Annotated in this window: 25 protein-coding genes, 2 tRNA genes and 1 pseudogene; 6 read left to right on the top strand and 22 right to left on the bottom strand. The window is 72.1% G+C overall.

Features of this window, described 5'->3' with window-relative positions; genetic code table 11:
- Positions 1–2: 2 nt before the first annotated feature.
- From secD to pgsA, 12 genes and pseudogenes are all read right to left on the bottom strand, one after another.
- Complete coding sequence (gene secD / locus AB0947_RS15680) at positions 3–1,799, bottom strand: protein translocase subunit SecD (protein WP_366750878.1); 1,797 nt, start codon at positions 1,797–1,799, stop codon at positions 3–5.
- A gap of 142 nt (positions 1,800–1,941) precedes the next feature.
- Complete coding sequence (gene yajC, locus AB0947_RS15675; RefSeq protein WP_366750877.1) at positions 1,942–2,445, bottom strand: preprotein translocase subunit YajC; 504 nt, start codon at positions 2,443–2,445, stop codon at positions 1,942–1,944.
- A 177-nt stretch (positions 2,446–2,622) separates the two neighbouring features.
- Positions 2,623–3,717, bottom strand: a complete 1,095-nt coding sequence (gene ruvB, locus AB0947_RS15670; RefSeq protein ID WP_366750876.1) for a Holliday junction branch migration DNA helicase RuvB — start codon at positions 3,715–3,717, stop codon at positions 2,623–2,625.
- 25 nt (positions 3,718–3,742) lie between these two features.
- Positions 3,743–4,348: a Holliday junction branch migration protein RuvA gene (ruvA, locus tag AB0947_RS15665; RefSeq protein WP_366750875.1), complete on the bottom strand. Its 606-nt coding sequence runs from the start codon at positions 4,346–4,348 to the stop codon at positions 3,743–3,745.
- Positions 4,345–4,884 (bottom strand): crossover junction endodeoxyribonuclease RuvC, encoded by a 540-nt coding sequence (ruvC, locus tag AB0947_RS15660; protein ID WP_366750874.1) that lies wholly within the window; start codon positions 4,882–4,884, stop codon positions 4,345–4,347. The genes ruvA and ruvC overlap by 4 nt, the downstream gene beginning before the upstream one ends.
- Before the next feature lie 124 nt (positions 4,885–5,008).
- Entirely contained in the window at positions 5,009–5,761 is a 753-nt protein-coding gene (locus AB0947_RS15655; RefSeq protein ID WP_171158121.1) for a YebC/PmpR family DNA-binding transcriptional regulator, read from the bottom strand.
- 65 nt (positions 5,762–5,826) lie between these two features.
- The gene (pdxT, locus tag AB0947_RS15650; protein WP_366750873.1) at positions 5,827–6,426 is read right to left on the bottom strand and encodes a pyridoxal 5'-phosphate synthase glutaminase subunit PdxT; all 600 of its coding nucleotides are present in this window, start codon (positions 6,424–6,426) and stop codon (positions 5,827–5,829) included.
- 13 nt (positions 6,427–6,439) lie between these two features.
- Positions 6,440–7,345: a pyridoxal 5'-phosphate synthase lyase subunit PdxS gene (pdxS, locus tag AB0947_RS15645; RefSeq protein WP_208885584.1), complete on the bottom strand. Its 906-nt coding sequence runs from the start codon at positions 7,343–7,345 to the stop codon at positions 6,440–6,442.
- Between the two features lie 115 nt (positions 7,346–7,460).
- The gene (locus tag AB0947_RS15640) at positions 7,461–8,003 is read right to left on the bottom strand and encodes a hypothetical protein (RefSeq protein ID WP_366750872.1); all 543 of its coding nucleotides are present in this window, start codon (positions 8,001–8,003) and stop codon (positions 7,461–7,463) included.
- A gap of 127 nt (positions 8,004–8,130) precedes the next feature.
- A complete protein-coding gene (locus AB0947_RS15635; protein ID WP_366750871.1) occupies positions 8,131–9,294 on the bottom strand; it encodes a glycosyltransferase family 4 protein in 1,164 nt (387 codons plus the stop codon).
- Positions 9,291–10,199 (bottom strand): phosphatidylinositol mannoside acyltransferase, encoded by a 909-nt coding sequence (locus AB0947_RS15630; protein ID WP_366750870.1) that lies wholly within the window; start codon positions 10,197–10,199, stop codon positions 9,291–9,293. The genes AB0947_RS15635 and AB0947_RS15630 overlap by 4 nt, the downstream gene beginning before the upstream one ends.
- Positions 10,196–10,916, bottom strand: a pseudogene (gene pgsA, locus AB0947_RS15625) (phosphatidylinositol phosphate synthase). Before pgsA ends, AB0947_RS15630 begins: the two are co-directional and overlap by 4 nt.
- 254 nt (positions 10,917–11,170) lie before the next feature.
- On the opposite strand from pgsA, the gene AB0947_RS15620 reads away from it, so the two are divergent.
- Both AB0947_RS15620 and AB0947_RS15615 read left to right on the top strand, forming a co-directional pair.
- Entirely contained in the window at positions 11,171–13,372 is a 2,202-nt protein-coding gene (locus tag AB0947_RS15620; protein WP_366750869.1) for an elongation factor G-like protein EF-G2, read from the top strand.
- A 211-nt stretch (positions 13,373–13,583) separates the two neighbouring features.
- Entirely contained in the window at positions 13,584–15,230 is a 1,647-nt protein-coding gene (locus tag AB0947_RS15615) for a hypothetical protein (protein WP_366750868.1), read from the top strand.
- A 102-nt stretch (positions 15,231–15,332) separates the two neighbouring features.
- On the opposite strand, the gene AB0947_RS15610 is transcribed toward AB0947_RS15615, so the two are convergent.
- From AB0947_RS15610 to AB0947_RS15595, 4 genes are all read right to left on the bottom strand, one after another.
- Complete coding sequence (locus AB0947_RS15610) at positions 15,333–15,893, bottom strand: HIT domain-containing protein (RefSeq protein ID WP_366750867.1); 561 nt, start codon at positions 15,891–15,893, stop codon at positions 15,333–15,335.
- A 129-nt stretch (positions 15,894–16,022) separates the two neighbouring features.
- Positions 16,023–17,999 (bottom strand): threonine--tRNA ligase, encoded by a 1,977-nt coding sequence (gene thrS, locus AB0947_RS15605; RefSeq protein ID WP_366750866.1) that lies wholly within the window; start codon positions 17,997–17,999, stop codon positions 16,023–16,025.
- A 114-nt stretch (positions 18,000–18,113) separates the two neighbouring features.
- Positions 18,114–19,331 (bottom strand): hypothetical protein, encoded by a 1,218-nt coding sequence (locus AB0947_RS15600; RefSeq protein ID WP_366750865.1) that lies wholly within the window; start codon positions 19,329–19,331, stop codon positions 18,114–18,116.
- A complete protein-coding gene (locus AB0947_RS15595) occupies positions 19,328–19,894 on the bottom strand; it encodes a DUF4365 domain-containing protein (RefSeq protein ID WP_366750864.1) in 567 nt (188 codons plus the stop codon). Before AB0947_RS15595 ends, AB0947_RS15600 begins: the two co-directional genes overlap by 4 nt.
- A 168-nt stretch (positions 19,895–20,062) precedes the next feature.
- On the opposite strand from AB0947_RS15595, the gene AB0947_RS15590 reads away from it, so the two are divergent.
- Positions 20,063–20,788 carry a 3'-5' exonuclease gene (locus AB0947_RS15590; protein ID WP_366750863.1) on the top strand — a complete coding sequence of 242 codons (726 nt, stop codon included), beginning with the start codon at positions 20,063–20,065 and terminating at the stop codon, positions 20,786–20,788.
- Positions 20,789–20,842: 54 nt separating this feature from the next.
- Here AB0947_RS15590 and AB0947_RS15585 read toward each other — a convergent pair.
- The 4 genes from AB0947_RS15585 to AB0947_RS15570 form a co-directional block, all read right to left on the bottom strand.
- Positions 20,843–20,914: transfer RNA gene (locus AB0947_RS15585), tRNA-Val, on the bottom strand.
- Positions 20,915–20,953: 39 nt separating this feature from the next.
- The gene (locus AB0947_RS15580; protein WP_366750862.1) at positions 20,954–21,400 is read right to left on the bottom strand and encodes an SRPBCC family protein; all 447 of its coding nucleotides are present in this window, start codon (positions 21,398–21,400) and stop codon (positions 20,954–20,956) included.
- Positions 21,401–22,073: 673 nt separating this feature from the next.
- Positions 22,074–22,145, bottom strand: a tRNA-Val gene (locus tag AB0947_RS15575).
- Positions 22,146–22,230: 85 nt separating this feature from the next.
- Positions 22,231–22,719, bottom strand: coding sequence for a TIGR02611 family protein (locus AB0947_RS15570; protein WP_366750861.1), 489 nt, complete (start codon positions 22,717–22,719; stop codon positions 22,231–22,233).
- Between the two features lie 191 nt (positions 22,720–22,910).
- Between AB0947_RS15570 and AB0947_RS15565 the strand changes: the two genes are divergently transcribed.
- Positions 22,911–23,324 (top strand): SsgA family sporulation/cell division regulator, encoded by a 414-nt coding sequence (locus AB0947_RS15565; RefSeq protein WP_004002642.1) that lies wholly within the window; start codon positions 22,911–22,913, stop codon positions 23,322–23,324.
- A 318-nt stretch (positions 23,325–23,642) separates the two neighbouring features.
- Positions 23,643–24,203 carry a CGNR zinc finger domain-containing protein gene (locus tag AB0947_RS15560; protein ID WP_366750860.1) on the top strand — a complete coding sequence of 187 codons (561 nt, stop codon included), beginning with the start codon at positions 23,643–23,645 and terminating at the stop codon, positions 24,201–24,203.
- A gap of 116 nt (positions 24,204–24,319) precedes the next feature.
- Here AB0947_RS15560 and AB0947_RS15555 read toward each other — a convergent pair whose 3' ends face one another.
- Together AB0947_RS15555 and AB0947_RS15550 are read right to left on the bottom strand one after the other, a co-directional pair.
- The gene (locus AB0947_RS15555) at positions 24,320–24,472 is read right to left on the bottom strand and encodes a hypothetical protein (protein ID WP_366750859.1); all 153 of its coding nucleotides are present in this window, start codon (positions 24,470–24,472) and stop codon (positions 24,320–24,322) included.
- 155 nt (positions 24,473–24,627) lie between these two features.
- Positions 24,628–25,080 (bottom strand): hypothetical protein, encoded by a 453-nt coding sequence (locus tag AB0947_RS15550; protein WP_366750858.1) that lies wholly within the window; start codon positions 25,078–25,080, stop codon positions 24,628–24,630.
- A gap of 206 nt (positions 25,081–25,286) precedes the next feature.
- Here AB0947_RS15550 and AB0947_RS15545 point away from each other — a divergent pair, with 206 nt between their 5' ends.
- The gene (locus tag AB0947_RS15545) at positions 25,287–25,811 is read left to right on the top strand and encodes a DsbA family protein (protein WP_366750857.1); all 525 of its coding nucleotides are present in this window, start codon (positions 25,287–25,289) and stop codon (positions 25,809–25,811) included.
- Positions 25,812–25,872: the final 61 nt, after the last annotated feature.

The following is a 25,872-nucleotide window of genomic DNA, read 5'->3' as shown; positions in this document are numbered from 1 at the left end:
GCTCACGCCTCCTTCGGGTCGACAGGGCCGGCGACGGGTCCGGCGGGACGGCGGGTGCGGCGCAGCGGCGGCTTGGCACCCAGGCTCTTCGGGTCGAGTCCGGACCACTTGTGGCCGCTCGCGAAGAACCTGCGGCGGGCCAGCAGCGTCATCAGCGGCTTGGTGAAGAGGAAGACGACGACCACGTCGAGGAGCGTGGTGAGGCCCAGGGTGAAGGCGAAGCCCTGCACCTTGCCGACCGTGACGATGAACAGCACCGCGGCGGCGAGGAACGACACGAAGTCGGAGACCAGGATGGTGCGCCGGGCGCGCGGCCAGGCCCGCTCGACGGCGGGGCGCAGCGTGCGGCCCTCGCGGATCTCGTCCCGGATGCGTTCGAAGTACACGATGAACGAGTCCGCGGTGATGCCGATGGCGACGATGGCGCCGCAGACGGCGGGCAGGTTCAGGGCGAAGCCGATGGCCGGGCCGAGCAGCGACATGATCACGTAGGTGAGGATCGCGGAGACCACCAGGGAGGCCATGGCCACGAGGGACAGACCGCGGTAGTAGACCACCAGGTAGATCACGACCAGCGCGAGACCGATCGCGCCGGCGAGCAGACCGGCGTGCAGCTGCTCACCGCCGAGCGCGGCGGTGACGGTGGTGACGGACTGCTCCTGGAAGGACAGCGGCAGGGCGCCGTACGACAGCATGTTGGCGAGGCTCTGCGCCTCCTCCTGCTTGAAGCTGCCGGAGATCTCCGCCTGGCCGCCGGTGATGGCCGAGCTGACGTACGGGCTGGAGACGACCTGACCGTCGAGGACGATGCCGAACTCGTTCTGCGGGGGCTGGTTCTTGGCCAGCTCGCCGGTGATGTCGGAGAACTTCTTGGCGCCGCTGCCCGTGAAGGTCATCTGGACCTGCCAGCCGGCGGCGCCCTGGGTGTCGAAGACCGCCTGGGCCTTCTTCACCTCGGTGCCGTCCACGGCGGCGGGGCCGAGCAGGTACTTGTACCAGGCCTTGTCGATCTCGCCGCAGGCCACGGTGGACTCGCCGGGCTTGGCGTTCTTGCCGGCGTTGGCGCGGTCGGTGGGCTTGCTGCAGTCCAGGGCCGCGTACTGGGCCTGGAGCTTGGAGTCCGTGTTCGTGCCGCCGCTGGGGCTGGCCGAGGGGGTGGCCGACGGCTTGCCGCTGCCGGAGGCGGAAGCGCTCGGCGAGGGGGTGGAGTCGGCCTTCAGCGCGTCGCTGACGGCGCGGCCCTGGGAGGTCGCCGTGGCCGAGGGGGACGCGGAGCCGGATGAGCCGGACGAGGCCTTCTGCTGCGAGGAGGCGCTGGACGACGGGCTCGTGCTCGGCTTCGACGAGGAGCCGCCGCTGGGGGACGCGCTCGGCGAGGGGCTCTGCGCGGCGGCGCCGGTGGGCTGGCTGGCCAGGACCGGCCGGAAGTACAGCTTGGCGGTGGTGCCGACCTGGTCCTGGGCCTCCTTGGAGTTGGTGCCCTTGGGGATGTTGACGATGATGTTGTCGGTCCCCTGGGTCTGCACCTCCGCCTCGGAGACGCCGAGGCCGTTGACACGGCGGTTCATGATGTCGACCGCGGTGTCCATGTTGGCCTTGTTGATCGCGGACCCCTGGTCGGCCTTCGCCTTGAGCGTGATGCTCGTGCCACCGGCGAGGTCGATACCGAGACGCGGAGTGGTGTGCCCGGAGAGGAACATCCCCCCGGTGAGCGCCACGATGGCGATCAGGATGAGGGCCAGCGAGCGCCCTGGCTTGCTCTGGGCGCTCGCGCTTCGGCCCCTCTTAGGTGCTGCCACCTTCTCGTACTCCCTCTCGGGCCGCCCCGCGCCCCGTCGGCGCGGTCGGCCATGACATGGTGTCGGGCTCCCGTGCGGGAAACAGACGCGCCCGGGATGCGCGGGGCGCCGTCATGCCGCCGTCGCGCCTCCCGGGGCGTGACTACTTCGCGTCGGAGTCGCCGTCGGTCTTCTTCGGCTCGTCCTCCGCCTTGGCGTCGGCGGCACCGGCCGCGTCGGCGTCCTCCACGGCGTCCTTCTTACCGAGGTCGATCTTGTCGTCGGAGGCGGCGGCAGCGGCGGCAGGCCCGTCGGTCTCGTCGGTCTCGGTGAGGGAGGAGGCGTCGTCCGGGACGAGGCCGGCGTCGGACTTGAGGTCGTGCTCGACGCCGTGGACGATCCGGTTGTACTCGTCGTCGCTGAGGACGCTGCCGATGGCGTTCTTGGCGAAGAGGAGTTCGACGCCCGGTCCGGCGTCGAGGAGGACGGTGTCCTCGTTGACCTCCTTGACCGTCGCGTACATACCCCCGATCGTGCGGACACCGGAGCCGGGCTGCATCTCGTTCCGCATCTGGGCGGCCTGGTGCTGCTTCTTCTTGGCCGAACGCGTCATCAGGAACATCGCCGCGATGAGCACGATGAACGGGAGAAGGGTATAGGCATTCACGGGACGGAATTCCTTCGCGCGACCGCGCGGGTGAGCGGCCAGTTGGATGGGGGTGTGGTCGGCGCCGCCCGCGAGGGCGGCATCGGCGGAGTCTAAGCGAGTCCGCTCGCATGGAACAACGCCCAGCATGGCACCTGGGTTCCGGCCCGCACCATTGCCCTCGCCGGACGGTGACCATCACGCCCCGAACAGGTCCTGTTGTCCGTTTCCCGCGCCGGACGAGCGCGGTGGGGTGAGGCCGAGATGCGACCATGCCGCCGGCGTGGCGACCCTGCCGCGCGGGGTGCGGGCGAGCAGGCCCTCCCGGACCAGGAACGGTTCGGCGACCTCCTCGACGGTCTCCCGCTCCTCCCCCACCGCGACGGCGAGGGTCGACAGGCCGACCGGCCCGCCGCCGAACAGCTTCAGCAGGGCCTCCAGCACCGCGCGGTCCAGCCGGTCGAGGCCGCGCGCGTCGACCTCGTACACGGCGAGGGCGGCGGCCGCGATGTCACGGGTGATCACCCCGTCGGCCTTGACCTGGGCGTAGTCGCGGACCCGGCGCAGCAGGCGGTTGGCGATGCGGGGCGTGCCCCGGGAGCGGCCGGCGATCTCGGCGGCGCCGTCCGGCTCGATCTCGACGTCCAGCAGGTGCGCCGAGCGGTGCACGACGCGCTCCAGCTCGTGCGGCTCGTAGAACTCCATGTGCGCGGTGAAGCCGAAGCGGTCGCGCAGCGGCGGCGGCAGCAGGCCCGCGCGCGTGGTGGCGCCGACGAGGGTGAACGGCGGCAGCTCCAGCGGGATCGCGGTGGCGCCGGGACCCTTGCCGACGATGACGTCGACGCGGAAGTCCTCCATCGCCATGTACAGCATCTCCTCGGCGGGCCGGGACATGCGGTGGATCTCGTCCAGGAAGAAGACCTCGCCCTCCTGGAGGGAGGAGAGGATCGCGGCGAGGTCGCCGGCGTGCTGGATGGCGGGGCCGGAGGTGATGCGGATCGGGGCGCCCATCTCCGCGGCGATGATCATGGACAGGGTGGTCTTGCCGAGGCCCGGCGCTCCGGAGAGCAGCACGTGGTCGGCGGTGGCGCCGCGCGCGCGGGCGGCGCGCAGGACGAGGTCGAGCTGTTCGCGGACCTTCTCCTGGCCGATGAACTCGCCGAGGTCCTTGGGGCGCAGGGCGGCCTCGACGGCCTGGTCCTCCCGGTCGGCGACAGAGCCCACCAGCCGCTCCTCGGCGGGCCCGACGAGCCGCTCCTCGGCGGCGCCGTCGGTCGTGTCGTCCCAGTTCACGAAGTTCTCCTAGCGGTGGCGCAGGTCAGCGGGCGCGGTTCAGGGTCTGCAGGGCGGCCTTGAGCAGCTGCCCGACCTGGGGGGTGCCGCCCGCGGCCTCGGCCTGCGGGGCGACGGCGGCGACCGCTTCGTCGGCCTCGCGGGTGGCGTAGCCCAGGCTGATCAGGGCGGCGTGCAGCTGGTCGCGCCAGCCCTGGCTGACGGGTGCGCCGACGGCGGGGGCGCCGACGGGCGCGCCGAGCCGGTCCTTCAGCTCCAGAAGCAGTTTCTGGGCGCCCTTCTTGCCGATGCCGGGGACGGCGGTGAGGGCCTTCTCGTCACCGGTGGCGACCGCGCGGCGCAGCGCGTCCGGGGCGTGCACGGCGAGCATCGCCTGGGCCAGGCGGGGGCCGACGCCGCTCGCGGTCTGGAGCAGTTCGAAGACCTGGCGCTCGTCGTCGTCGGCGAAGCCGTACAGGGTGAGCGAGTCCTCGCGGACGACGAGGGAGGTGTGCAGCCTGGCCGGCTGACCGATCCGGAGCGTCGACAGCGTGTTCGGGGTGCACTGGACGGCCATGCCGACGCCGCCGACCTCGACGACCGCGGCGTCGGGGGCGAGCGCGGCGACCGTGCCGCTGACGAAGGCGATCATGCCGTACGGCCTTTCGTTGCGTGGACTGCCTGCCGGGCGACGGCCTGCTGGAGCCGGCTGTGGGCGGGCGCCCGCCAGATGTGGCAGATGGCGAGCGCGAGGGCGTCGGCGGCGTCGGCCGGCCTGGGCGGCGCGGCGAGCCGGAGCAGCCGGGTCACCATCGCTCCGACCTGTGCCTTGTCGGCGCGCCCGGTGCCGGTGACGGCGGCCTTGACCTCGCTCGGGGTGTGCAGGGCGACGGGGATGCCGCGCCGGGCGGCGCACAGCATGGCGACGGCGCTGGCCTGGGCGGTGCCCATGACCGTGCGCACGTTGTGCTGGCTGAAGACGCGCTCGACGGCGACGAACTCGGGGCGGTGCTCGTCCATCCACTGCTCGATGCCCTGCTCCACGGCGAGCAGCCGGTGGCTGAGGTCGGCGTCCGCGGGGGTGCGGACGACCCCGACGCCGAGCATGGTGAGCGTACGGCCCGCGACCCCTTCGACGACACCGACCCCGCACCGGGTCAGCCCGGGGTCCACCCCCAGTACGCGCACGCGCGCCCCTTCCTTCGATCACCCCGTCGCTTGTCCGTGCAGGCTATCGGGTGCCACTGACAACGCCGGACAACGCGACGGGCCGACGGGGTGTCCCGTCGGCCCGGTCAGTCGGCTCTGGGCGTTACGCGTCGACCTTCTCCATGATCTCGTCGCTCACGTCGAAGTTGGCGAAGACGTTCTGCACGTCGTCGCTGTCCTCCAGGGCGTCGATCAGCTTGAAGATCTTCTTCGCGCCCTCCTCGTCCAGTTCGACCTGCATGGTGGGGACGAAGTTCGCCTCGGCGGAGTCGTAGTCGATGCCGGCCTCCTGGAGGGCGGTGCGGACCGCGACCAGGTCGGTGGCCTCGCTGATGACCTCGAAGGTCTCGCCGAGGTCGTTGACCTCCTCGGCGCCCGCGTCCAGGACGGCCATGAGGACCTCGTCCTCGCTCAGCTCACCCTTGGGGACGATCACGACGCCCTTGCGGTTGAACAGGTACGACACCGAGCCCGGGTCGGCCATGGAGCCGCCGTTGCGGGTCATGGCGACGCGGACCTCGGAGGCGGCGCGGTTGCGGTTGTCGGTGAGGCACTCGATGAGGACCGCGACACCGTTCGGGCCGTAGCCCTCGTACATGATCGTCTCGTAGTCGGCGCCGCCGGCCTCCAGGCCCGCGCCGCGCTTGACCGCGGAGTCGATGTTCTTGTTGGGGACCGACGACTTCTTCGCCTTCTGGATGGCGTCGTACAGCGTCGGGTTGCCCTCGGGGTCCGCGCCGCCCATCCGCGCCGCGACCTCGATGTTCTTGATGAGCTTCGCGAAGAGCTTGCCGCGCTTGGCGTCGATCACGGCCTTCTTGTGCTTCGTCGTGGCCCATTTAGAGTGGCCGGACATCTGCCTGTCTCCTTCGCGTAACCCATCCAGATACGAACGCCAGAGATCCTACAAGGACTCTCGTCCTACTCCGGTGTCCGGTGCGCGCGCACCATGTCGACGAACAGGGAGTGCACGCGGTGGTCGCCGGTCAGTTCCGGGTGGAACGACGTGGCGAGCGCGTTGCCCTGGCGTACGGCGACGATGTGGCCGTCGTGCTCGGCGAGCACCTCGGCCCCGGCACCCACGGACTCCACCCACGGGGCGCGGATGAAGACGCCCTCCACAGGATCGCCCGGGACGCCCTTGACGTCGACCGCGGCCTCGAACGACTCGTTCTGCCGTCCGAAGGCGTTGCGGCGAACGATCATGTCGATGCCGCCGATGGTCTGCTGGCCCGAGCGGGGGTCGAGGATCTTGTCCGCGAGCAGGATCATGCCCGCGCAGGTGCCGTAGACCGGCATGCCGGCGTGCACGCGCGCGCGGAGGGGCTCCAGCACGCCGAACAGGACGGCCAGCTTGGAGATGGTGGTGGACTCGCCGCCGGGCAGGACGAGGGCGTCGACCTCGGCGAGTTCCTCGGGGCGCCGCACCGGCCTGGCCACGGCGTCGGCCGCGGCCAGGGCGATGAGGTGCTCCCGTACGTCGCCCTGGAGGGCCAGGACGCCGATGACGGGGGTGTTCATGGGTTCCAGTGCCTTACCAGCCGCGGTTCGCGTAGCGCTCGGTCTCGGGGAGGGTGTCGCAGTTGATGCCGACCATGGCCTCGCCGAGGTTGCGGGAGGCGTCCGCGATGATCTTCGGGTCGTCGTAGAAGGTGGTGGCCTTGACGATGGCGGCGGCGCGCTTGGCCGGGTCGCCGGACTTGAAGATGCCGGAGCCGACGAAGACGCCCTCGGCGCCGAGCTGGCGCATCAGGGCGGCGTCGGCCGGGGTGGCCACGCCGCCGGCGGAGAACAGCACCACCGGGAGCTTGCCCAGCTCGGCGACCTCCTTGACCAGCTCGTACGGGGCGCGCAGCTCCTTGGCGGCGGCGTACAGCTCGTGATTGTCGAAGCCGCGCAGGCGGGCGATCTCGTTCTTGATCTGGCGAAGGTGGCGGACGGCCTCGACGACGTTGCCGGTGCCGGCCTCGCCCTTGGAGCGGATCATCGCGGCGCCCTCGGCGATGCGGCGCAGGGCCTCGCCCAGGTTGGTGGCGCCGCAGACGAAGGGCGTGGTGAAGGCCCACTTGTCGGAGTGGTTGACCTCGTCGGCCGGGGTGAGCACCTCGGACTCGTCGATGTAGTCGACGCCGAGGGACTGGAGCACCTGGGCCTCGACGAAGTGGCCGATGCGGGACTTGGCCATGACCGGGATCGAGACGGCGTCGATGATGCCCTCGATCATGTCCGGGTCGGACATGCGGGCCACGCCGCCGTCCTTGCGGATGTCGGCCGGGACCCGCTCCAGGGCCATGACGGCGACGGCGCCCGCGTCCTCGGCGATCTTCGCCTGCTCCGGCGTGACGACGTCCATGATCACGCCGCCCTTGAGCTGCTCGGCCATGCCGCGCTTCACGCGGGCGGTGCCGGTCTCGGGAGCCTGGTTGTCGATGGTGGACACGGGTGACCTCACTGAAAGGGAAGAGGGTTTTCTGCACCGACGAGGAAACGCGAGTGGACCAGGCCACAGCAAGGGCCAATGACAAGCCGGTGGATCCTTTTGCTGCGCCCGTCGGTCAGGCGACCCGCTCGACGAGGGCCGCGGGCGGCTCGTCGTCCATCTCGAAGGCCAGCGGGAAGGGGGCGTGGCCGGCCAGCCGGAACCAGCGGACCTTGCGGTGCTCGCGGAGCCGGCGGGCGGCCCCCACGGTGTCGTTGTGAAAGCGGCGGGCCATCGGCACCCTGCGGACGGCCTCGGCCAGTTCGCGGGCGGCCTCCTCGCCGCCGGGGGCCTCCCGTACGGCCTCCACCTGCGCCGGGTCCTCGAAGACCGCCCGCAGCGCCTGGCTCAGCTCGCTCTCGGCGACCTCCCGCTGCTCCTCCTCCGCCTGCCGGGCCGCGTGCGCGGCCTCGTACAGGACGATCGAGGCGGCCGGGTCCAGCACGCCCGAGGTCGCCAGCTCCTGCGCGACCGAGGCCCGTCGCAGCAGCTGGGCGTCGAGCGCGGCCCGCGCGGCGTCCATCCGCACGTGCAGCCGGTCCAGCCGCCCGGCCGTCCAGCTGAGGTACACGCCGACGGCGAGGAGCGCGACGAGGATCCAGATGAGGGTTGCGGTCACGCCGGAAGGCTATCGGCTGCGCGGACCGCCGCCACGAGCCGGTACCACGCCGTCCGGCACGGCCCGGGAGCGGCTCCGGGCAGGCTCCGCGGCTCGGCTCGGACGGCCCGCGCGTCCGGCCCGGCGCTCAGTCCCGTGCCAGCCCGAAGCGTGCTCTCAGGCCCGTCGTGCGTTCGTCCGCGGCCACCGCCGCCGCGCCCGCCGTCACGGTCTCGTAGACGGACAGGATGTCCGCGCCGACCGTGGACCAGTCGAACCGCCGCACGTGGGCGCTGCCCCGCTCGCGCAGTGCGGTCCGGCGGGCGGGGTCCTCCAGCAGCCGTACGGCCGCCTCGGCCAGCGCGTCGGCGTCCTCGTTGGTGAAGACCTCGCCGGCCTGGCCCTGGTCGAGGACCTGCACGAACGCGTCCAGGTCGGAGGCGAGCACGGGGGCGCCGGCGGACATCGCCTCGACCAGGATGATGCCGAAGCTCTCCCCGCCGGTGTTGGGGGCGACGTACAGGTCCACGCTGCGCAGCAGCCGCGCCTTGTCCTCGTCGCTGATCATGCCGAGGAACTCGACGCGGGAGCGCAGCTCCTTCGGCAGGTTCTCGACGGCGGCTTCCTCGTCGCCCCGGCCGGCGACCAGCAGCCGTGTCCCGGGCCGGGCGGCGAGGATGCGCGGGAGGGCCCGCATCAGCACCGGCAGGCCCTTGCGGGGCTCGTCGATGCGGCCGATGAAGCCGATGGTGCCGCCCTGCCACTCCGGCTTGGGCTCGGCCCCGGCGAAGAAGTCCACGTCCACGCCGTTGGGGATGACCACCGCGTCCCCGCCGAGGTGCTCGACCAGGGTGCGGCGGGCGTACTCGCTGACCGCGATCCGCGCGCTGATCTTCTCCAGCGCCGCCTGGAGGATCGCGTACGCGGCGATCATCGCGCGCGAGCGCGGGTTGGAGGTGTGGAAGGTGGCCACGATCGGGCCGGACGCCGCCCAGCAGGTCAGCAGGCCCAGCGAGGGAGAGGTCGGCTCGTGGATGTGCACCACGTCGAAGGCGCCCTCGTGCAGCCAGCGCCGTACCCGCGCGGCCGACAGGAAGCCGAAGTTCAGCCGGGCCACCGAGCCGTTGTACGGCACCGGGACCGCGCGGCCGGCGGAGACCACGTACGGCGGCAGCGGGGTGTCGTCGTCGGCCGGGGCGAGGACGGACACCTCGTGGCCGAGCCGCAGGAAGTACTCGGCGAGGTCGCGGATGTGGAACTGGACGCCACCGGGCACGTCCCAGGAGTACGGGCAGACGATCCCGATTCTCACGCGGGTCCCTTCGCGGGGTCGAGGTCGGCGAGCCACAGCCGCTGGAGCATGTGCCAGTCCTCCGGGTGGTCGGCGATCCCGGTGGCGAAGGCGTCGGCCAGCGCCTGTGTCATGACAGACGTCTTCTCGGCCCGGTTACCTGACCCGGGGACCTCGATCGCCGGATGCACCCGGCCCTTCATGACGGGCGTCTCGTCGTACCAGAGGGTGACGGGCAGCAGCAGCGCGCCGGTCTGCTGGGCCAGCAGGGCCGGTCCGGCCGGCATCCGGGCCGTCTCGCCGAAGAAGCCGACCTCGACGCCGGAGGCGGACAGGTCGCGGTCGGCGACCAGGCACACCAGGCCGCCGTCGCGCAGCCTGCGGGCCAGCGCGCCGAACGCGGAGCCGCCGCTGTGCGGCAGGACCTCCATGCCGAGGCCCTCGCGGTAGGCGACGAACCGGTCGTAGAGCGTCTCGGGCTTCAGCCGCTCGGCGACCGTCGTGAACGGCGTCCTCAGCTCCGTGGTGACCCAGGCGCCGGCCAGGTCCCAGTTGGCCAGGTGAGGCAGGGCGAGTATCACGCCCCGGCCGGAGGCGAGGCCGTCGGTCAGGTGGTGCACGTCCTTGGGGTCGAAGCCCGTCCGCACGCGCTCGGCGCTCCAGGCCGGCAGCCGGAAGGACTCCATCCAGTAGCGCAGGTAGGAGCGCATGCCCGCGCGGGACAGCTCGGCGAGCCGCTCCGCGGTGGCGCCCGGCACCACGCGCGCGTAGTTGGCCTCCAGCCGCTGGACGCCCTTGCCGCGCTGCTTCCAGGCGAGGTCGGCGATGGTCCGGCCGAGACGCACCGCCACCGGCTCCGGGAGCTTCTTGACGGTGCTCCAGCCGAGTCCGTACAGCGTGTCGGTGAGCCGGTCGGCGGCGCTCACTGCGTCGCCTCGCTCGTGCTCTGCCGGGCCGCCGCCTCCGCCTCGGCGGACTCGCGGCGGACGGTGACGACCCGCTGGACCAGGGTGACCAGGCTGCCGACGGCGACGATCCACAGGGCGATTGGCAGCAGCCACTGGATGCCCGGCACACCGAACTTGTGCAGGCCCGCGAAGCCGGCCGCGACCAGCGAGATCACCAGCCGCTCGGCACGCTCGACGAGCCCGTTGACGGCGACCGGCAGCCCGATCGACTCGCCGCGCGCCTTGGTGTACGACACCACCTGGCCGCTCGCGAGGCAGAAGATCGACACCGCGCACAGCACGTTGTCGTTCCCGTTGCCCGCGTACCAGAGCGCGAAGCCGCCGAAGATCGCGCCGTCGGCGACCCGGTCCAGGGTGGAGTCGAGGAAGGCGCCCCAGCGGCTGGAGCGGCCCAGCTGGCGGGCCATGTTGCCGTCGACCAGGTCGGAGAAGACGAACAGGGTGATCACGACCGTGCCCCAGAAGAACTCGCCCCTGGGGTAGAAGACCAGCGCCCCCGCGATCACCCCGGCCGTGCCGATGAGCGTGACCGTGTCGGGGCTCACGCCCCGGCGGATGAGAAACGCGGCGAACGGTGTGAGGACACGCGTGAAGAATGCACGCGCGTACTTGTTCAGCATGGCCTTCCCGACGGTCGGTGTCGCCGCGGCCCCTGGTGGCCGCCGGCTGGCCCATCGTAGCCACGCGCGCGTGTGCGTGGCGGGCGGGCACCCACAGCCGCGCCGGGAACCGGCGCGTGCCGTCGCGCGCGGGGCGTGCGTGACGGGATCGGTGCCGCGTACGCACGCTGCGCACCCGTCGCGGTCCTTCGTATGGACGCGGCGTGACGGGAGTGGAAAGCTCGAATAACCGCGGGCGTCGCCGGAGCCGCCGCACACGCGGATCCCGCGTGTCCGCGCCCACCCTCACCGTGTACGGGAGGCAGGATCATGGGCGACAAGGCACAGACACACCACCCCGGGGCCGCCGGCAGGGCTCTGGCGGCCGACCGACCCGCGTCCATACGGAATGTGGTGCTGGTCGGCCACTCCGGCTCGGGAAAGACGACCCTCGTGGAGGCGCTCGCGCTGACCGCGGGGGCGGTGAACCGGGCGGGGCGCGTCGAGGACGGCGGCACCGTCTCCGACCACGACGACATCGAGCACCGGCAGCAGCGCTCGGTACAGCTCTCCCTCGTGCCGGTCGAATGGGACGGCATCAAGGTCAACCTCCTGGACACCCCGGGCTACGCCGACTTCGTCGGTGAGCTGAGGGCCGGTCTGCGGGCGGCGGACGCGGCCCTCTTCGTCGTCTCGGCCTCCGACGGCGTGGACGGATCGACCCGGATGGTCTGGGAGGAGTGCGCGGCCGTGGGCATGCCCCGCGCGATCGTGATCACGCACCTGGAGGCCGCCCGCGCGGACTTCGAGGAGATGACCCGGATCTGCGCGGAGACCTTCGGCGGCGACGACCCCGACGCCGTCCTGCCGCTGTACCTGCCGCTGCGCGGCCTCGAGGGCCCCGACGGGCACGCGCCCGTGACCGGGCTCGTCGGACTGCTGTCGCGGAAGCTGTTCGACTACTCGACCGGGGAACGCAAGGAGTCCGAACCGGGCGAGGACCAGCTTCCGGACATCGAGGAGGCCCGCAACCGGCTCATCGAGGGGATCATCGCGGAGAGCGAGGACGAGACCCTCATGGACCGCTACCTGGGCGGCGAGCAGGTCGAGGTCAAGACGCTGATCGAGGACCTGGAGCGGGCCGTGGCACGCGGCTCGTTCTTCCCCGTGCTGGCCGCCGCCCCCGCCGCCGAGGGCGCCAGGCAGGGTCTCGGCACGGTGGAACTCCTGGAGCTGGTCACGCGCGGCTTCCCGACCCCGTTCGAGCACCCGCTGCCCGGGGTGACCACCATCGACGGCGAGCCGCGCGAGCTGAAGCCGTGCGACACGGACGGCCCGCTGGTCGCCGAGGTCGTCAAGACCTCCTCCGACCCGTACGTCGGCCGGCTCTCGCTGGTCCGCGTCTTCTCCGGCACCCTGCGCCCGGACCAGACCGTGCACGTCTCCGGGCACGGCCTCGCCGACCGCGGGCACGAGGACCACGACGTGGACGAGAAGGTCGGCGCCCTGTCCATGCCGTTCGGCAAACAGCAGCGCCCGGTCACTCACGCCGTCGCCGGCGACCTGGTCTGCGTGGCCAAGCTCGGCCGCGCCGAGACCGGCGACACCCTCTCCGCGAAGGACGACCCGCTCCTGATGGAGCCCTGGCAGATGCCCGACCCGCTGCTGCCGCTCGCCATCCACGCGCACAGCAAGGCCGACGAGGACAAGCTCTCCCAGGGGCTGTCCCGGCTGGTCGCCGAGGACCCGACCATGCGCCTGGAGCAGAACCAGGACACCCACCAGGTCGTCCTGTGGTGCCTGGGCGAGGCGCACGCCGACGTCGCCCTGGAACGGCTGCGCAGCCGCTACGGCGTCCAGGTCGACGTCGTCCCGCACCGGGTCTCCCTCCGGGAGACGTTCGCGACCCGGGCCGCCGGGCGCGGCCGGCACGTCAAGCAGTCGGGCGGCCACGGCCAGTACGCCATCTGCGAGATCGAGATCGAACCGCTGCCGGGCGGCTCGGGCATCGAGTTCGTGGACAAGGTGGTCGGCGGCGCGGTGCCCCGCCAGTTCATCCCGTCCGTCGAGAAGGGCGTCCGCGCGCAGGCCGCCAAGGGGGTCGCCGCCGGCTACCCCCTGGTCGACGTGCGGGTCACGCTGGTGGACGGCAAGGCCCACTCGGTGGACTCCTCCGACGCCGCCTTCCAGACGGCGGGCGCGCTCGCGCTGCGCGAGGCCGCGGCGGACGCGAGGATCCATCTGCTGGAGCCGGTCGCCGAGGTGACCGTCCTGGTCGGCGACGACTACGTGGGGGCCGTGATGAGCGACCTCTCCAGCCGCCGCGGCCGGCTGCTCGGCACCGAACAGGTGGGCACGGGACGGACGTTGATCCGCGCCGAGGTGCCCGAGTTCGAGATCGGGCGGTACGCCGTGGACCTGCGCTCGCTGTCGCACGGCACGGCCCGCTTCGACCGCAGGTACGCCCGGCACGAGCCGATGCCGCCGCAGATCGCCGAACGCGTCCGCGAACAGGCCGGGGACGAGGCCTAGTACACCGGCGCACGACCGGCGCACGGGCGGGCGGCTTCGGCCGTCCGCCCACACGCTGTCGGTGCCGGCGGATACGCTGATCACCTGATGTCGTCGCGCCGCGACCGACCGGCAGCCGACCGGTGCCGGCACGACGGCCGGTCCAACAGGTGTGCGGGGCAGGGAAGTCGGGAAGGCCGCAGGAACGGCACCGGCGGTGATGGGGGCGGGAATGTCGTTTGGAACGGAGTGGGACGGGCCCCAGGTACCCGTCTCGGGCGACGAGGGGCAGGCGGCCACCTCCGCGCTGGCCTCGGCGGCGTACCGGGACAGCCCGATCGAGGAGATCAAGAAGGCCGACAACGAGTGGCACCAGTCGACGGTCAAGCCCGGCCGGCTCAAGCTGTTCCGGCCCAATCTGGGTGAGGCGTTCTCCCGGGCCCTCGTCGACCGGATGCTCGCCCCCGGACGCAAGCCGCTCATCCAGTCCTTCGGCTCCGAACCGAAGTTCGTCGTGGAGCACGCCCTGGCGGCCAACAACATCCGCCGGGAGCGCGACAACCGCCTGACGGTCATCACCGTCGTCTGCGGCCTGCTCTTCCTGCCCGGGATGATCGGCTGGCTGCTCGTCTTCCAGCTGCGCACGTTCGTCGCCAGGCGCGAGGACAAGCGGGCCGGGGCACTGGCCACCGCGCTCCTGCTGGGCGTCGGTGTGCTCGCCGCGCTGTTCCTGATCAAGATGCCGTTCTCCGGCTTCTGGGCCTGGTACGCCCGCGCGTGCGTGGTCGTGCCCGTGCTCGGCTGGTTCTGGGCCAAGCAGATCTGCGAGCGCACCGCCAAGGACCTGCGCGTCCGCTGGGACGGCCTGCTCTCGGGCACCAGCGTCGGCGCCAAGGTCCCGGAGGCCGTGCCGCGCGGCCCCGGCCAGACCGCCGCGGAGGAGCTGCGCCAGTCACTGGCCCGGCTGAGCGCCGAGCAGCAGTCGAACTCGGTCTTCTACGCCGGCCCCAAGGGCATACTCGGCATGGGCACCCGCTGGGGCGCCTGGCAGCTCGCCGAGGACCTCGTGCCCGCCGACCCCGGCCGGGAGATCCACCCCTTCCGCAGCTGGGACGTCGTGCGCGCGATCCACGACCAGCTGGCCCTCCTGGAGCGCGGCCCGCTGAACACCGGCGGTTTCCCCAAGCCGTCGATACGGCACTGGATCGTCACCCCCATCGGCGAGAAGGCGACGGCGGTGTCCCGGCCCGAGGGCACCGACGTCGAGGCCTTCCAGGTCAAGCCGCACGCCATACAGGACATCTGCAACAAGCAGCAGTTCGGCAGCGGTGACCGGCACTACCTGGGCGTGCAGTGGACCCTGTGGGACGGGCAGCTGGTCATCACCATGCTGATCACCGTCACCGTGCTGCACGAGACGCTGCGCATCGAGGTCACCGGGCACGCGCTGGGGCCGGTGAACTCGCTGTTCACCAGCAAGCCGGAGGCGCCGACCAAGGAGGTCGCCAAGTCCTTCAAGCCCTGGGAGAACCGCACGATCAAGCTGCCGCTGGTCACCACCGACGAGGTGGTACGGCTCGCCGTGCGGGCCCCGCTGACCTGGTACCCGCCGCTGCTGAACTGGCTCGGCGGCTCACTGGGCCTGCCCGAGCCGTTCGGCCTGCGGCACGCCTGGGCCGACCAGCCGTGGCGCCACCGTTTCATGGCCGACGACGCGCTGCGCGCGGCGACCCCGGTGCTGCGCGTGGTCCACTCCGCCGCGATCAAGCTCCTGGCGGAGAACGGCGTGAACACGGAGAAGTTCGGCGCCCGCTCGGCCTTCCTCAGCGGCAACGTCCAGGACCCGATGCCGAAGAAGGCCGACGTCTACGACGCGTAGGCCCCCGTCGGTTCGGCCGGTGCGCGGGTCCGGGGCCGGCCCTGGGCCCGCGCGCCGGTCGTGGACGGCCTCGTCCTCACGGTCCGCACGTGCCGGACGGGCTCACGCCGCCGGCCACGCCTCCGCCAGCATCTTCCGGGTGTCCGCCAGGAGCTGCGGCAGCACCCGCGTGTGGCCCACGACCGGCATGAAGTTCGTGTCGCCTCCCCAGCGCGGGACGATGTGCTGGTGCAGGTGCGCGGCGATACCGGCCCCCGCCACCCCGCCCTGGTTCATGCCGATGTTGAACCCCTGCGCGCCGGACGCGGTCCGCAGGGCGGTCATCGCCTGCTTGGTCAGCTCCGCCAGCTCGGCGGTCTCCGGCCCGGTCAGGTCCGTGTAGTCGGCCACATGGCGGTAGGGCACGGTCATCAGGTGGCCGCCGTTGTACGGGTACAGGTTGAGGACGGCGTACACATGCTCACCGCGCCGGACGACCAGCCCGTCCTCGTCCGACATGGCCGGAATCGAGCAGAAGGGGCAGCCGTCGCCGGCCCCCGGGCCGGTCGGCTTGTTCTCGCCCTGGATGTAGGCCATCCGGTGGGGCGTCCACAGGCGCTGGAACGCGTCCTGCGTCCCCACTCCGATCTGCTGCTCCGGCTCACTCGTCATGCTAGGCAGCATATGGCTTCGGCCCTTCCCGGCGTGTCGCCGGGGCGGCCGGCCGGCGCTCCGTGACCGGGCCCGGCCGGTGGGCGGGCACGGGGAAGGCCCCCGGGACCGTGGTCCGGGGGCCTTCGGTGCTCGGGCGGTTCAGACCTGGGCCCGCTCCTCGACCACCTTGGCGATCTTCGCCAGGGCCTCGTCGAACGGGATGCCGTTCTCCTGCGAGCCGTCGCGGTAGCGGAAGGACACCGAGCCGTTCGACATGTCCTCGTCGCCCGCGATGACCATGAAGGGCACCTTCTGCTTCTGGGCGTTGCGGATCTTCTTCTGCATGCGGTCCGAGGAGGAGTCCACCTCGACGCGCAGCCCCTGCTTCCTGGCGGCGGCCGCGAACTTCTGCAGGTACTCCACGTGCGCGTCGCCGATCGGGATGCCGATCGCCTGGACCGGCGCCAGCCACGCCGGGAAGGCACCCGCGTAGTGCTCCAGCAGGACGGCGAAGAAGCGCTCGATGGAGCCGAACAGCGCGCGGTGGATCATGACCGGGCGCTGCTTGGAGCCGTCGGGGCCCGTGTACTCCAGGTTGAACCGCTCGGGCAGGTTGAAGTCGAGCTGGATGGTCGACATCTGCCAGGTCCGGCCGATGGCGTCCTTGGCCTGGACGGAGATCTTCGGGCCGTAGAAGGCGGCACCGCCCGGGTCGGGGACGAGGGGCAGGCCCTGCTTCTCGGCGACCTCGCGCAGGGTCTCGGTCGCCTCCTCCCAGACCTCGTCGGAGCCGACGAACTTCTCCGGGTCCTTGGTGGACAGCTCCAGGTAGAAGTCGGTCAGGCCGTAGTCGCGCAGCAGGCCGAGGACGAAGGTGAGCGTCTTGTCCAGCTCGTCGGACATCTGCTCACGGGTGCAGTAGATGTGCGCGTCGTCCTGCGTGAAGCCGCGCGCGCGGGTCAGGCCGTGCACGACGCCCGACTTCTCGTACCGGTACACGGTCCCGAACTCGAAGAGGCGCAGCGGCAGTTCGCGGTACGACCGGCCGCGCGCGTCGAAGATCAGGTTGTGCATCGGGCAGTTCATGGGCTTGAGGTAGTAGTCCACGCCCTCGTCGAGCTGCATGGGCGGGTACATGCCGTCGGCGTACCAGTCCAGGTGCCCGGACGTCTCGAAGAGCTTCCCCTTCGTCGCGTGCGGGGTGTAGACGAACTCGTAGCCCTCTTCCTCGTGGCGGCGCCGCGAGTAGTCCTCCATGACCCGGCGGACGATGCCCCCCTTGGGGTGGAAGACGGCGAGGCCGGAGCCGATCTGCTCGGGGATGGAGAACAGGTCCAGCTCGCTGCCGAGCTTGCGGTGGTCGCGCTTCTCGGCCTCGGCGAGGAAGTCCAGGTACGCCTTCAGCTCGTCCTTGGAGGGCCAGGCGGTGCCGTAGATGCGCTGGAGCATCGGGTTCTTCTCGCTGCCGCGCCAGTAGGCGGCCGCGTTGCGCATCAGCTTGAACGCCGGGATGAGGCGGGTCGAGGGCAGGTGCGGACCGCGGCACAGGTCCTTCCAGCACAGCTCGCCGGTCTTGGCGTCCAGGTTGTCGTAGATCGTCAGCTCGCCGGCGCCGACCTCGACGTCCGCGCCGTCGTCGTGCGACGCCGAGCCCTTGAGGCCGATCAGCTCCAGCTTGTACGGCTCGTCCGCGAGCTCCTCGCGGGCCGCGTCGTCGGTGACGACACGGCGGGCGAAGCGCTGCCCGCGCTTCTGGATCTCCTGCATCTTCTTCTCGATGGCCTTGAGATCCTCGGGCGTGAACGGCTTCTCGACGTCGAAGTCGTAGTAGAAGCCGTCCTTGACGGGCGGGCCGATGCCCAGCTTGGCCTCGGGGAACAGTTCCTGCACGGCCTGCGCCATGACGTGCGCGGTGGAGTGGCGCAGGATGTTCAGGCCGTCCTCGGACGAGATCTCGACGCCCTCGACCTCGTCGCCGTCGGACAGTGCGTACGCGAGGTCCTTCAGCTCGCCGCCCACGCGCGCGGCGATGATCGAGCGCTCGCCCGCGAAGAGGTCGGCGGCCGTAGTGCCCGTCGTCACCACGCGTTCTTCCCGCTCGGAATCGCGTTGGATGATCACACGGACGTCTGACACCGGTCTCTCCTGACTGAAGGTGGGGTGCGGCGCCATACCAGGAGCGCGCGCACAGGCGATCGTACCGACCCGACGGCACCGACCGCGAAACGGTTACCGTCCGCCCCCCTTCCGTCACGCCTCCCCGCACGCCTCCTCGAAGAAGTCGAGGTTCTCCTGCAGGGACTTCAGCAGCCGGTCCCGCTCGGCCTCGTCCACCTGCACGGGGACCACTCCCGAGGCGCCGGTGAGCGTGCGGAAGCCGCCCCGGCGCTCCAGCCGGCCGCGCACGCGGACAGGGAGGCCGACGAGGTGGGCGTGGCCGGCGATGCGGTAGTCCTCCTCGCCCAGGGTGACGCGGACGTGCGGGACGTCGGCGCCGGCGAGGACGCGCAGGCGTACGGTGCCCTCGCCGCCGGGCCCGGAGCGGCGCATGCGGACGACGGCGCCGGTGACGGTGACCGGGACGGAGGGTTCGGCGCGCAGGTAGCGGGCGGCGGCCTCGCGGAGCGCGGGCAGGTCGCCGGGTGAGAACTCGACGGGTTCGGCGGAGGGGGCGCAGCCTTCGGGGACGCCGGCGCCGGGTGCCCAGGCGACGGCGACGCGGGCGCCCTCGGTGCCGCGGACGAGGGCGGCGAGCGCCTCGGTGAGTTCCCGGCTGACCCCGGCCTCGACGGCGCCGTCGAAGGCGTCCATGCCGCCGGTGGCCCTGCGGTAGTCGATGGCCTCACGCGCGGCGTGGAGGGCCTGGTGGAGGCGGACGGCGAGGGGCCGGCCGGCGGTCAGGGGGACGAAGGCGGTGAGGGTGCGGCCCTCGCCGGCGGGGCCGACGAGGACGTCGTCCAGGAGGACGGCGGCGGAGCGGCGGTGGCGGGCGCCGTAGTAGCCGGCACGCGCGCGCGTGGCGAGCGCGGCGGCGAGCAGCGTGCGCCGGGCGGCGCCGCGCAGGTGGTCGTCGGCGGTCCAGGGGGCGGCGCCGGCGGGTCCGGCCGGGGTGTCGCGCCACCAGCGGACCTCGTCGCTGGGTACGGCGAGGGAGATCAGGACTTCGCGCGCGGAGGGGGTGCGGCTGCGGGCGAGGGCGCCGAGGGCCTCGCCGAGCAGGTCGTCGCTGTCGGGGAAGGCGCGGCTCTCGGGGACGAGCAGGCTGGTCGCGCCGTCGGCCGGGCCGGGCGGGGTCCAGCGGCCGTACCGGCCGGGTGCTCCGCCGCGCCGCTGCCAGCCGTGCCGGCGCAGCAGGGCGCCGAGCACGGCGGGGTCGACGTCGGCGGGCTCGGGCGGCCGGTCCCAGGGGAGGTCGTCGGGGTGCGGCCGGACGTGCCGCACCGGCTCGTCGCAGGGACGGTTCCTCATGGTCTGCCTCCCGTCCCGACCCGCGTCATGATCTCGCAGAGCGCCCGGTCGTCGAAGATGCGCGAGGTCGGTATCCGTACGGTGGTCCGGTTCCGGCCGGTGACGGGGTGGCCGGCGAGGTTGCTCCAGTAGCAGCAGTGCCGCAGGTCGAGGCGGTCGTGGCCGGCGCGCAGCCAGTCGTCCTGGGAGCGCGGCACGAGCATGACGACCAGGATCTTGTGCACCGAGACGGGGGTGCGGGCGAGCTTGCGCAGGTGGTCGTTGTCGAGGGTGAAGGAGAACGAGCGCCCCGGGGGGTTCGGCGGGATCTGGTAGGTGGCCTTCAGCTGCACCTTGATCGTGACCTCGTCGTCGACGGTGTGCCCGGGCGCGCTGTGGCTGACGTGCCAGTCGATGCCGTTGTCCGGGAACGGCTGGGACAGCGAGCAGCCCGCCGCGGCGGCGACCGCGTGCAGATAGCCGACCTGCAGTGTCTCCATGCAGGCGGTGGTGGCGAGCGAGCCGCGAAGGTGTCCCGGACGTTCGGGCAGCAGCCCGCCCCGCTCGGGCTGCGCTATGGCCATGACCAACAGCCTTCCAGGGCAAGGGTTTCCCCGCTGCGGGCCGTTGAACTGCAAAGACCCGTACTCCTGTTGTCTCCTCGCGGCGTACGGCGCAAACGGCCCGGGTATCACCAAACGGGCAGAAGACGGAACGCCATCTGCCATGGGTGAGCGAGGAGTTGGGTTGGCATGACGACCTGGTACGAGGGGCCGCTGGCCGCCTTCGACACGGAGACGACGGGCGTGGACGTCGAGACCGACCGGATCGTGTCGGCCGCCGTCGTCGTCCAGGACGCGCCGGGAACCCGGCCCCGGATCAGCCGGTGGCTGGTGAACCCGGGTGTGCCGGTGCCGGAGGCGGCGACGGCGGTGCACGGGCTGACGGAGGAGCACCTGCAGCACAACGGGCGCTGGCCGGCCCCGGTGGTGTACGAGATAGCCGAGCAGCTGGCCGAGCACGCGGCGCTGGGCCGGCCGCTGGTGGTGATGAACGCGCCGTTCGATCTGACGCTGCTGGACCGGGAGTTGCGCCGGCACCGGGCGTCGTCGCTGGACCGCTGGTTCGAGTCGGTGCCGCTCAGGGTGCTGGACCCGCGGGTGCTGGACAAGCACCTGGACCGGTACCGCAAGGGCCGGCGCACGCTGACGGACCTGTGCGCGCACTACGAGGTGACGCTGCAGGACGCGCACGACGCGGCGGCGGACGCGCTGGCCGCGATGGAGGTCGTCCGGGCGCTGGGCCGCCGGTTCGCGGCCCGGCTGGAACGCCTGTCCCCCGCCGACCTGCACACCTTGCAGGCGAACTGGCACGCGGCGCAGGCGCGGGGGTTGCAGGCGTGGTTCGCGCGCAGCGGTTCGGAGGAGGTCGTCAGTACGGAGTGGCCGCTCCGGCCGGAGCTGCCGGCGGCCGCGTGAGGGCCTGGCGGCATGCGGAAGGCCGGCCCGCGTCGGCGGACCGGCCTCTCCCGGTGGGCGATACTGGGTTCGAACCAGTGACCTCTTCGGTGTGAACGAAGCGCTCTCCCACTGAGCTAATCGCCCGGGAACGCACTGAACAATACAGGCCCGGGCCGGGTTCCTTCAAACCGCTTCCAGGTGGCGCAGCAGTCCGCGCCGCCCCGCCCGCATCATCAGCCGGTGGTTGAGGCGGAAGAGCGGCCGTCCGGGTACGGCGAGCCGTCTGAGCAGGGGTTTGCGGAGGCGGACCTCCTGGTCGTACCGGGCGAGGGTGCCGGGGCCGCCGGGGGTCACCGTCCAGCGGGCCCAGCCTTCGATGTCGCCGGACAGGGTGACCTCCAGGACGCCTGCGGCGGGGTCGCGCCGGGTCTCCCGCACGGTGGACGTGAGGGCGTACGGCAGCGCGGAGCGGATGGTGATCACGCCGGTGCCGTCGTCCAGCCGGGTCACCGCCCGTACCTGCGGCCACCAGCGGGGGTAGTCCTCGGCCCGTTCCAGTGCCGCGTACACGGTGGCCGGCGGGGCGGGCAGGGGCCACACGCTGAGGAAGCGGTAGTGGTTCCATTCCATGGGTCGAGTGTGCGCGAGGTGGTGCGGGGGTCGTGGTGCGGGGCCTGCCGGCTGTAGGCGCCGGTCCACCACTCCGTCAGATCAGCCTGGACTACTCCTCCAAGGTCTCGGCCGGCCGCGGTTCGGCGCCCGCCTTCCGGAAGTTGTGGTCCAGGCTCGGATTCCGGCTCGCACCTGTGACATCAGGTCGAGGCGAATTCCTCGCTTGTCATACTTCCCAAGGAATATGACGGCCTTTTGGAAAACGTCCCGGGGATTTTCCGCCGACGGCCTCCGTCTGGGGCTTCTTCCACAAGGACTACTACGTCGGGAAGCCCGTCTTGAGGTGGGTGGGGGCGGGGACGTCGGCGCAGGACAGGAGGGCCGGCCCGTGATGGCCGGTCGTCGGCGCCGGCTGACGTGGTCCCCGGGGTGCGGGCCGCCCGTCGTGCGGCGACCGGCGCGCGGGCCGGGGTCCGGTGACCGGGCCGGGGTCCGGCGCTCGGGCTGCCCGGCCGAGGCCCGCGTCACCACGATCAGGTGCGCAGCCCCGAGCGTTGTCGCCGTTTCCGCACAACGCGCCGGTACGGGAGGCCGGGGGCCCGACCCCCTCGCACCCGCCACCGACCGGCAGGGCGCGGCGCGCATACGCCGACGGCCCACCTGCTGGTCGCAGGTGGGCCGTCGGTCCGGGTGGGCGATACTGGGTTCGAACCAGTGACCTCTTCGGTGTGAACGAAGCGCTCTCCCACTGAGCTAATCGCCCGGGCACAGGAAGAAGATTACCCCATGTCAGGGGGTGCCTCCGACCGGCGCTGGACGGCGGAGGCGGGCCGGGCCCCCGGGCCGCGTCACTGGTCCTTGATCTTCCACGGCATGACGAGGCCGAACTTCCACAGGTAGATCCCGGCGAGCACGCCGATGATCACCAGTCCGATCACGGTCAGGACGATGTTGCGGCGGCGCACCCTGGGGTCGAGGGCCCGGTGGGCCGCCTCGGTGACCTTGCGCTTGGTCCAGCGGAGCACGAGCTGGGCCCAGACGAACTCGGTCGCCCAGATCGCCATGCCCCCGAAGATCACCACCCAGCCGGGCCCGGGCAGCGGCAGCATGACGATCCCTGCGCCGACCACCGCGAGGCCGACCACGAAGACCCCGACCTGCCAGCTCAGGTGCAGGACCCGGCGGGCCTTGACGAACTCCGGCGCCCGCGAGCCGAGCCCGCGCTCGCCCTCGTGCCCGGCCTCGTGGCCGGTGTCGTCCCCGGTGTCGCTCCGGTCCGCCCTCGCTTTGTCCGCTGCCACGGCGACCTCGCCCGGCTCGTCACTCCCCGTATTCATACAGACAAACCCTACCCGAGTGAATCCAGTCACCGGAATGGTCGTAGATCCGGCACGAGTTCTCGGCCGGAAGAGTTACGTAAACACACGCAAAACCCTCAGAGGGGTTTACAACGGCACCGTAGGTGGCATGTCGATTTCGCCGACGTGCGAATCCCCGAGCGCACACTGAGCGAAAGGCCCTGGCGCTTATGAACACCACGGTCAGCTGCGAGCTGCACCTGCGCCTCGTTGTGTCGAGCGAGTCCTCCCTGCCTGTCCCCGCAGGCCTGCGGTACGACACGGCCGACCCCTACGCCGTGCACGCCACCTTCCACACCGGAGCCGAGGAGACCGTCGAGTGGGTGTTCGCCCGCGACCTCCTCGCCGAGGGGCTTCACCGGCCCACCGGCACCGGCGACGTCCGCGTCTGGCCATCCCGCAGCCATGGTCAGGGCGTCGTGTGCATCGCCCTCAGCTCCCCGGAGGGGGAGGCGCTGCTCGAGGCCCCGGCGCGGGCCCTGGAGTCCTTCCTGAAGCGAACCGACGCCGCCGTGCCGCCCGGCACGGAACACCGGCACTTCGACCTGGATCAGGAGCTTTCGCACATCCTGGCGGAGAGCTAGGCCGCGGCCCTCCCGAGCAGCCCGGCGCCGTCCACTCGGGGAGACGGCTCGGGCCAAGACAACCGCATACGGCACAGGCCGTCGCCGTCACCGTGAGTGTCACGGAGGCGGCGTCGGGCCGTCCGCGTCCGGCTGCCCTGCGTGTCCGTCCGGGCGCGCTGCGTGCGCCCGGCCTGGCCCGGGAACCCCCGGGCGGCCGGCGGCGTCCTACCCCCGGGCGAGAGGTCCGGCACACACGGGTGCGGTGGGCGCTGTTGTCGCTACCATCGGCCAGCATCGGCGGGCGTCCGCCCGACCCCCCAGGCCAGGGAGCGAAACGTGCTGATCACCCACGACACCCGGTGCGCCCTCGACACCGTGGTGGATCTGGTGAACACCGCGCCGGAGGACGACGCGGCGGCGGACGGACTGCCCGGCGTCCCGGCTCTTGCGGATTTCGTGCGGAGCCACAAGATGAGCGACGTCGGCGTGCTCTCGGAGTTCGACCTCTCCGCGGTGCGCAGGGTCCGGGCGCGGTTCGCGGCGATCTTCGCGGCCCCGGACGCCCGGTCCGCCGCGATGATGATCAACGAACTGGTCGCCGCCGCGGGCACCACGCCCCGTCTGACCGACCACGACGGCTACGACTGGCATGTGCACTACTTCGCACCGGGCGCCTCCGTGGCGGACCACCTCGCCGCGGACTGCGGGATGGCGCTCGCCTTCTTCGTGGTGGCGGGCGAGCAGGAACGGCTGCGGCGCTGCGAGGCCCCGGACTGCCGGCGCGCCTTCGTGGATCTGTCCCGCAACCGCTCGCGCCGCTACTGCGACAGCCGTACCTGCGGCAACCGGCTGCACGTCGCCGCCTACCGGGCCCGGCGCAAGGAGGCGACGGGCTGAGGAGGCGGCCTGGCCGGGGAGGCGGCGCGGGCCGGGAGCGGCGGGCCGGGGTGTCCTCCGCCCGCCCCGGTGCGACGTCGGTCCCGGCGGGTGGCGCCGGGACGGACGTGTACGGCTCACAGCAGCAGCAGGTCGTGCAGCGCAGCCATGAGCAGCAGACACCCGATCACCGCTAGGAAGATCATCAGCGGTGGCTGGGAAAGGGCGAAGAGGCATCCGCGCGGCTCGTCCTTCTGCGGCGCGGCCTCGCTCTGTTGCGTGTCCAGCATCTCGCGGCCGATGATGGCGCACCCGAGGGGCCGTACGCGATCAACGCTCACGGATCTTGCGGGACTTCGCCGAATACCGCGAGGTCTCGTCCGGCTCGTGAACGATTCCGGCCGTCCGGGCACCCACTGTGTCGTTTCAGCCAGTCATGTGACTGTCATATGCCGTGCTTCTTCAGGATGGCCTCGATGTCGCTGAAGTCCTCGCCCGAGTCGGCGGTCCGGGGCGCGCCTGCCCGGGGGCCGGCCGTGGGGCGCGCCGCGGGCCGGGGTGCCCCGCCGAGGGACGGCGCCGAGGCCGCGGGCGCCACGGCGTCCTGCTCGGCCCGCCCGGCCGCCTCGCGTCCGGCGCCTCCGCGCCGTCGCTCCACGGCACGCGTGCCGGCGAACAGCAGCCAGGCCGCGCCCAGCACCCCGAAGCCCGCCCAGGCGGTGGGGCTCAGGGCGGTGTCGGCGAGCCAGCCGACGACCCCGGTCATGACCAGGCCGACCGGCACCAGCGAGTAGGCCGCGAGGCGGGCCGCCGCCAGGAAGCGCTTGCGGTAGGCCGTGACCACCGCGATACCCAGGCCCGCCGCCGACACGGCGGAGCAGACTGTCTCGGCAATCATCCGTCCTCCTGGCGGGCTCGTCCGTCGCTTCCATCGTGCACCGCCCGGTCCCCGCGATGCCATGCCCCGGCCAGACATCAGGGACATCTCCGGGTCGCCTCCTCCTGGAGTGCCGTCCAGGCCCGATGCCCGGAGCGCCGGTCACCACCCCCGGCCGGCCGGGGTCCCGATTGGGCCGCCCGGTCCCGGCCTGGAAGACTGTGGACATGAGCGACTCCTCCCCCGCACGCACCGAAGCCCTCGTCCTCGACGTCTGGTGCGAACTGCAGTGCCCCGACTGCCGCACCGCCCTGGACGACGTCCGCGCCCTGCGCGCCCGCTACGGCGACCGGCTCGAGCTGCGGCTGCGGCACTTCCCGCTGGAGAAGCACAAGCACGCCTTCGCCGCCGCCCAGGCCGCCGAGGAGGCACTGGAGCAGGGCAAGGGCTGGGCGTACGTGGAGGCCGTGCTGGAGCGCGTGGCGGAGCTGGACCGTGAGGGAGAACCCCTCCTGGTCGAGGTGGCCCGGGAACTCGGTCTGGACGCGGAGGAGTTCGACACCGCGTTGATCGACGGGCGGCACATCCTGACCGTCGACGCCGACCAGGCCGAGGGCAAGGCCATCGGCGTGACCGGCACCCCCACGTACGTCATCGGCGGCGAGCGCCTCGACGGCGGCAAGAGCCAGGAGGGCCTGCGCGAGCGCATCGAGGAGATCGCGGACCGGCTGCTGGCCGACCGGGAGGTCTGACCGGGCGCGGGCGAGGCCGCGGGACCGCTCCGCGGGGCCCGGCGGCGCGCGGGCCGTCGCC

This window comes from Streptomyces sp. NPDC047841 (assembly GCF_040704085.1).
Taxonomy (GTDB): domain Bacteria; phylum Actinomycetota; class Actinomycetes; order Streptomycetales; family Streptomycetaceae; genus Streptomyces; species Streptomyces argyrophylli.
Note: the sequence above shows the minus strand (reverse complement) of the source record. Positions and strands in the feature narration are given on the sequence as shown.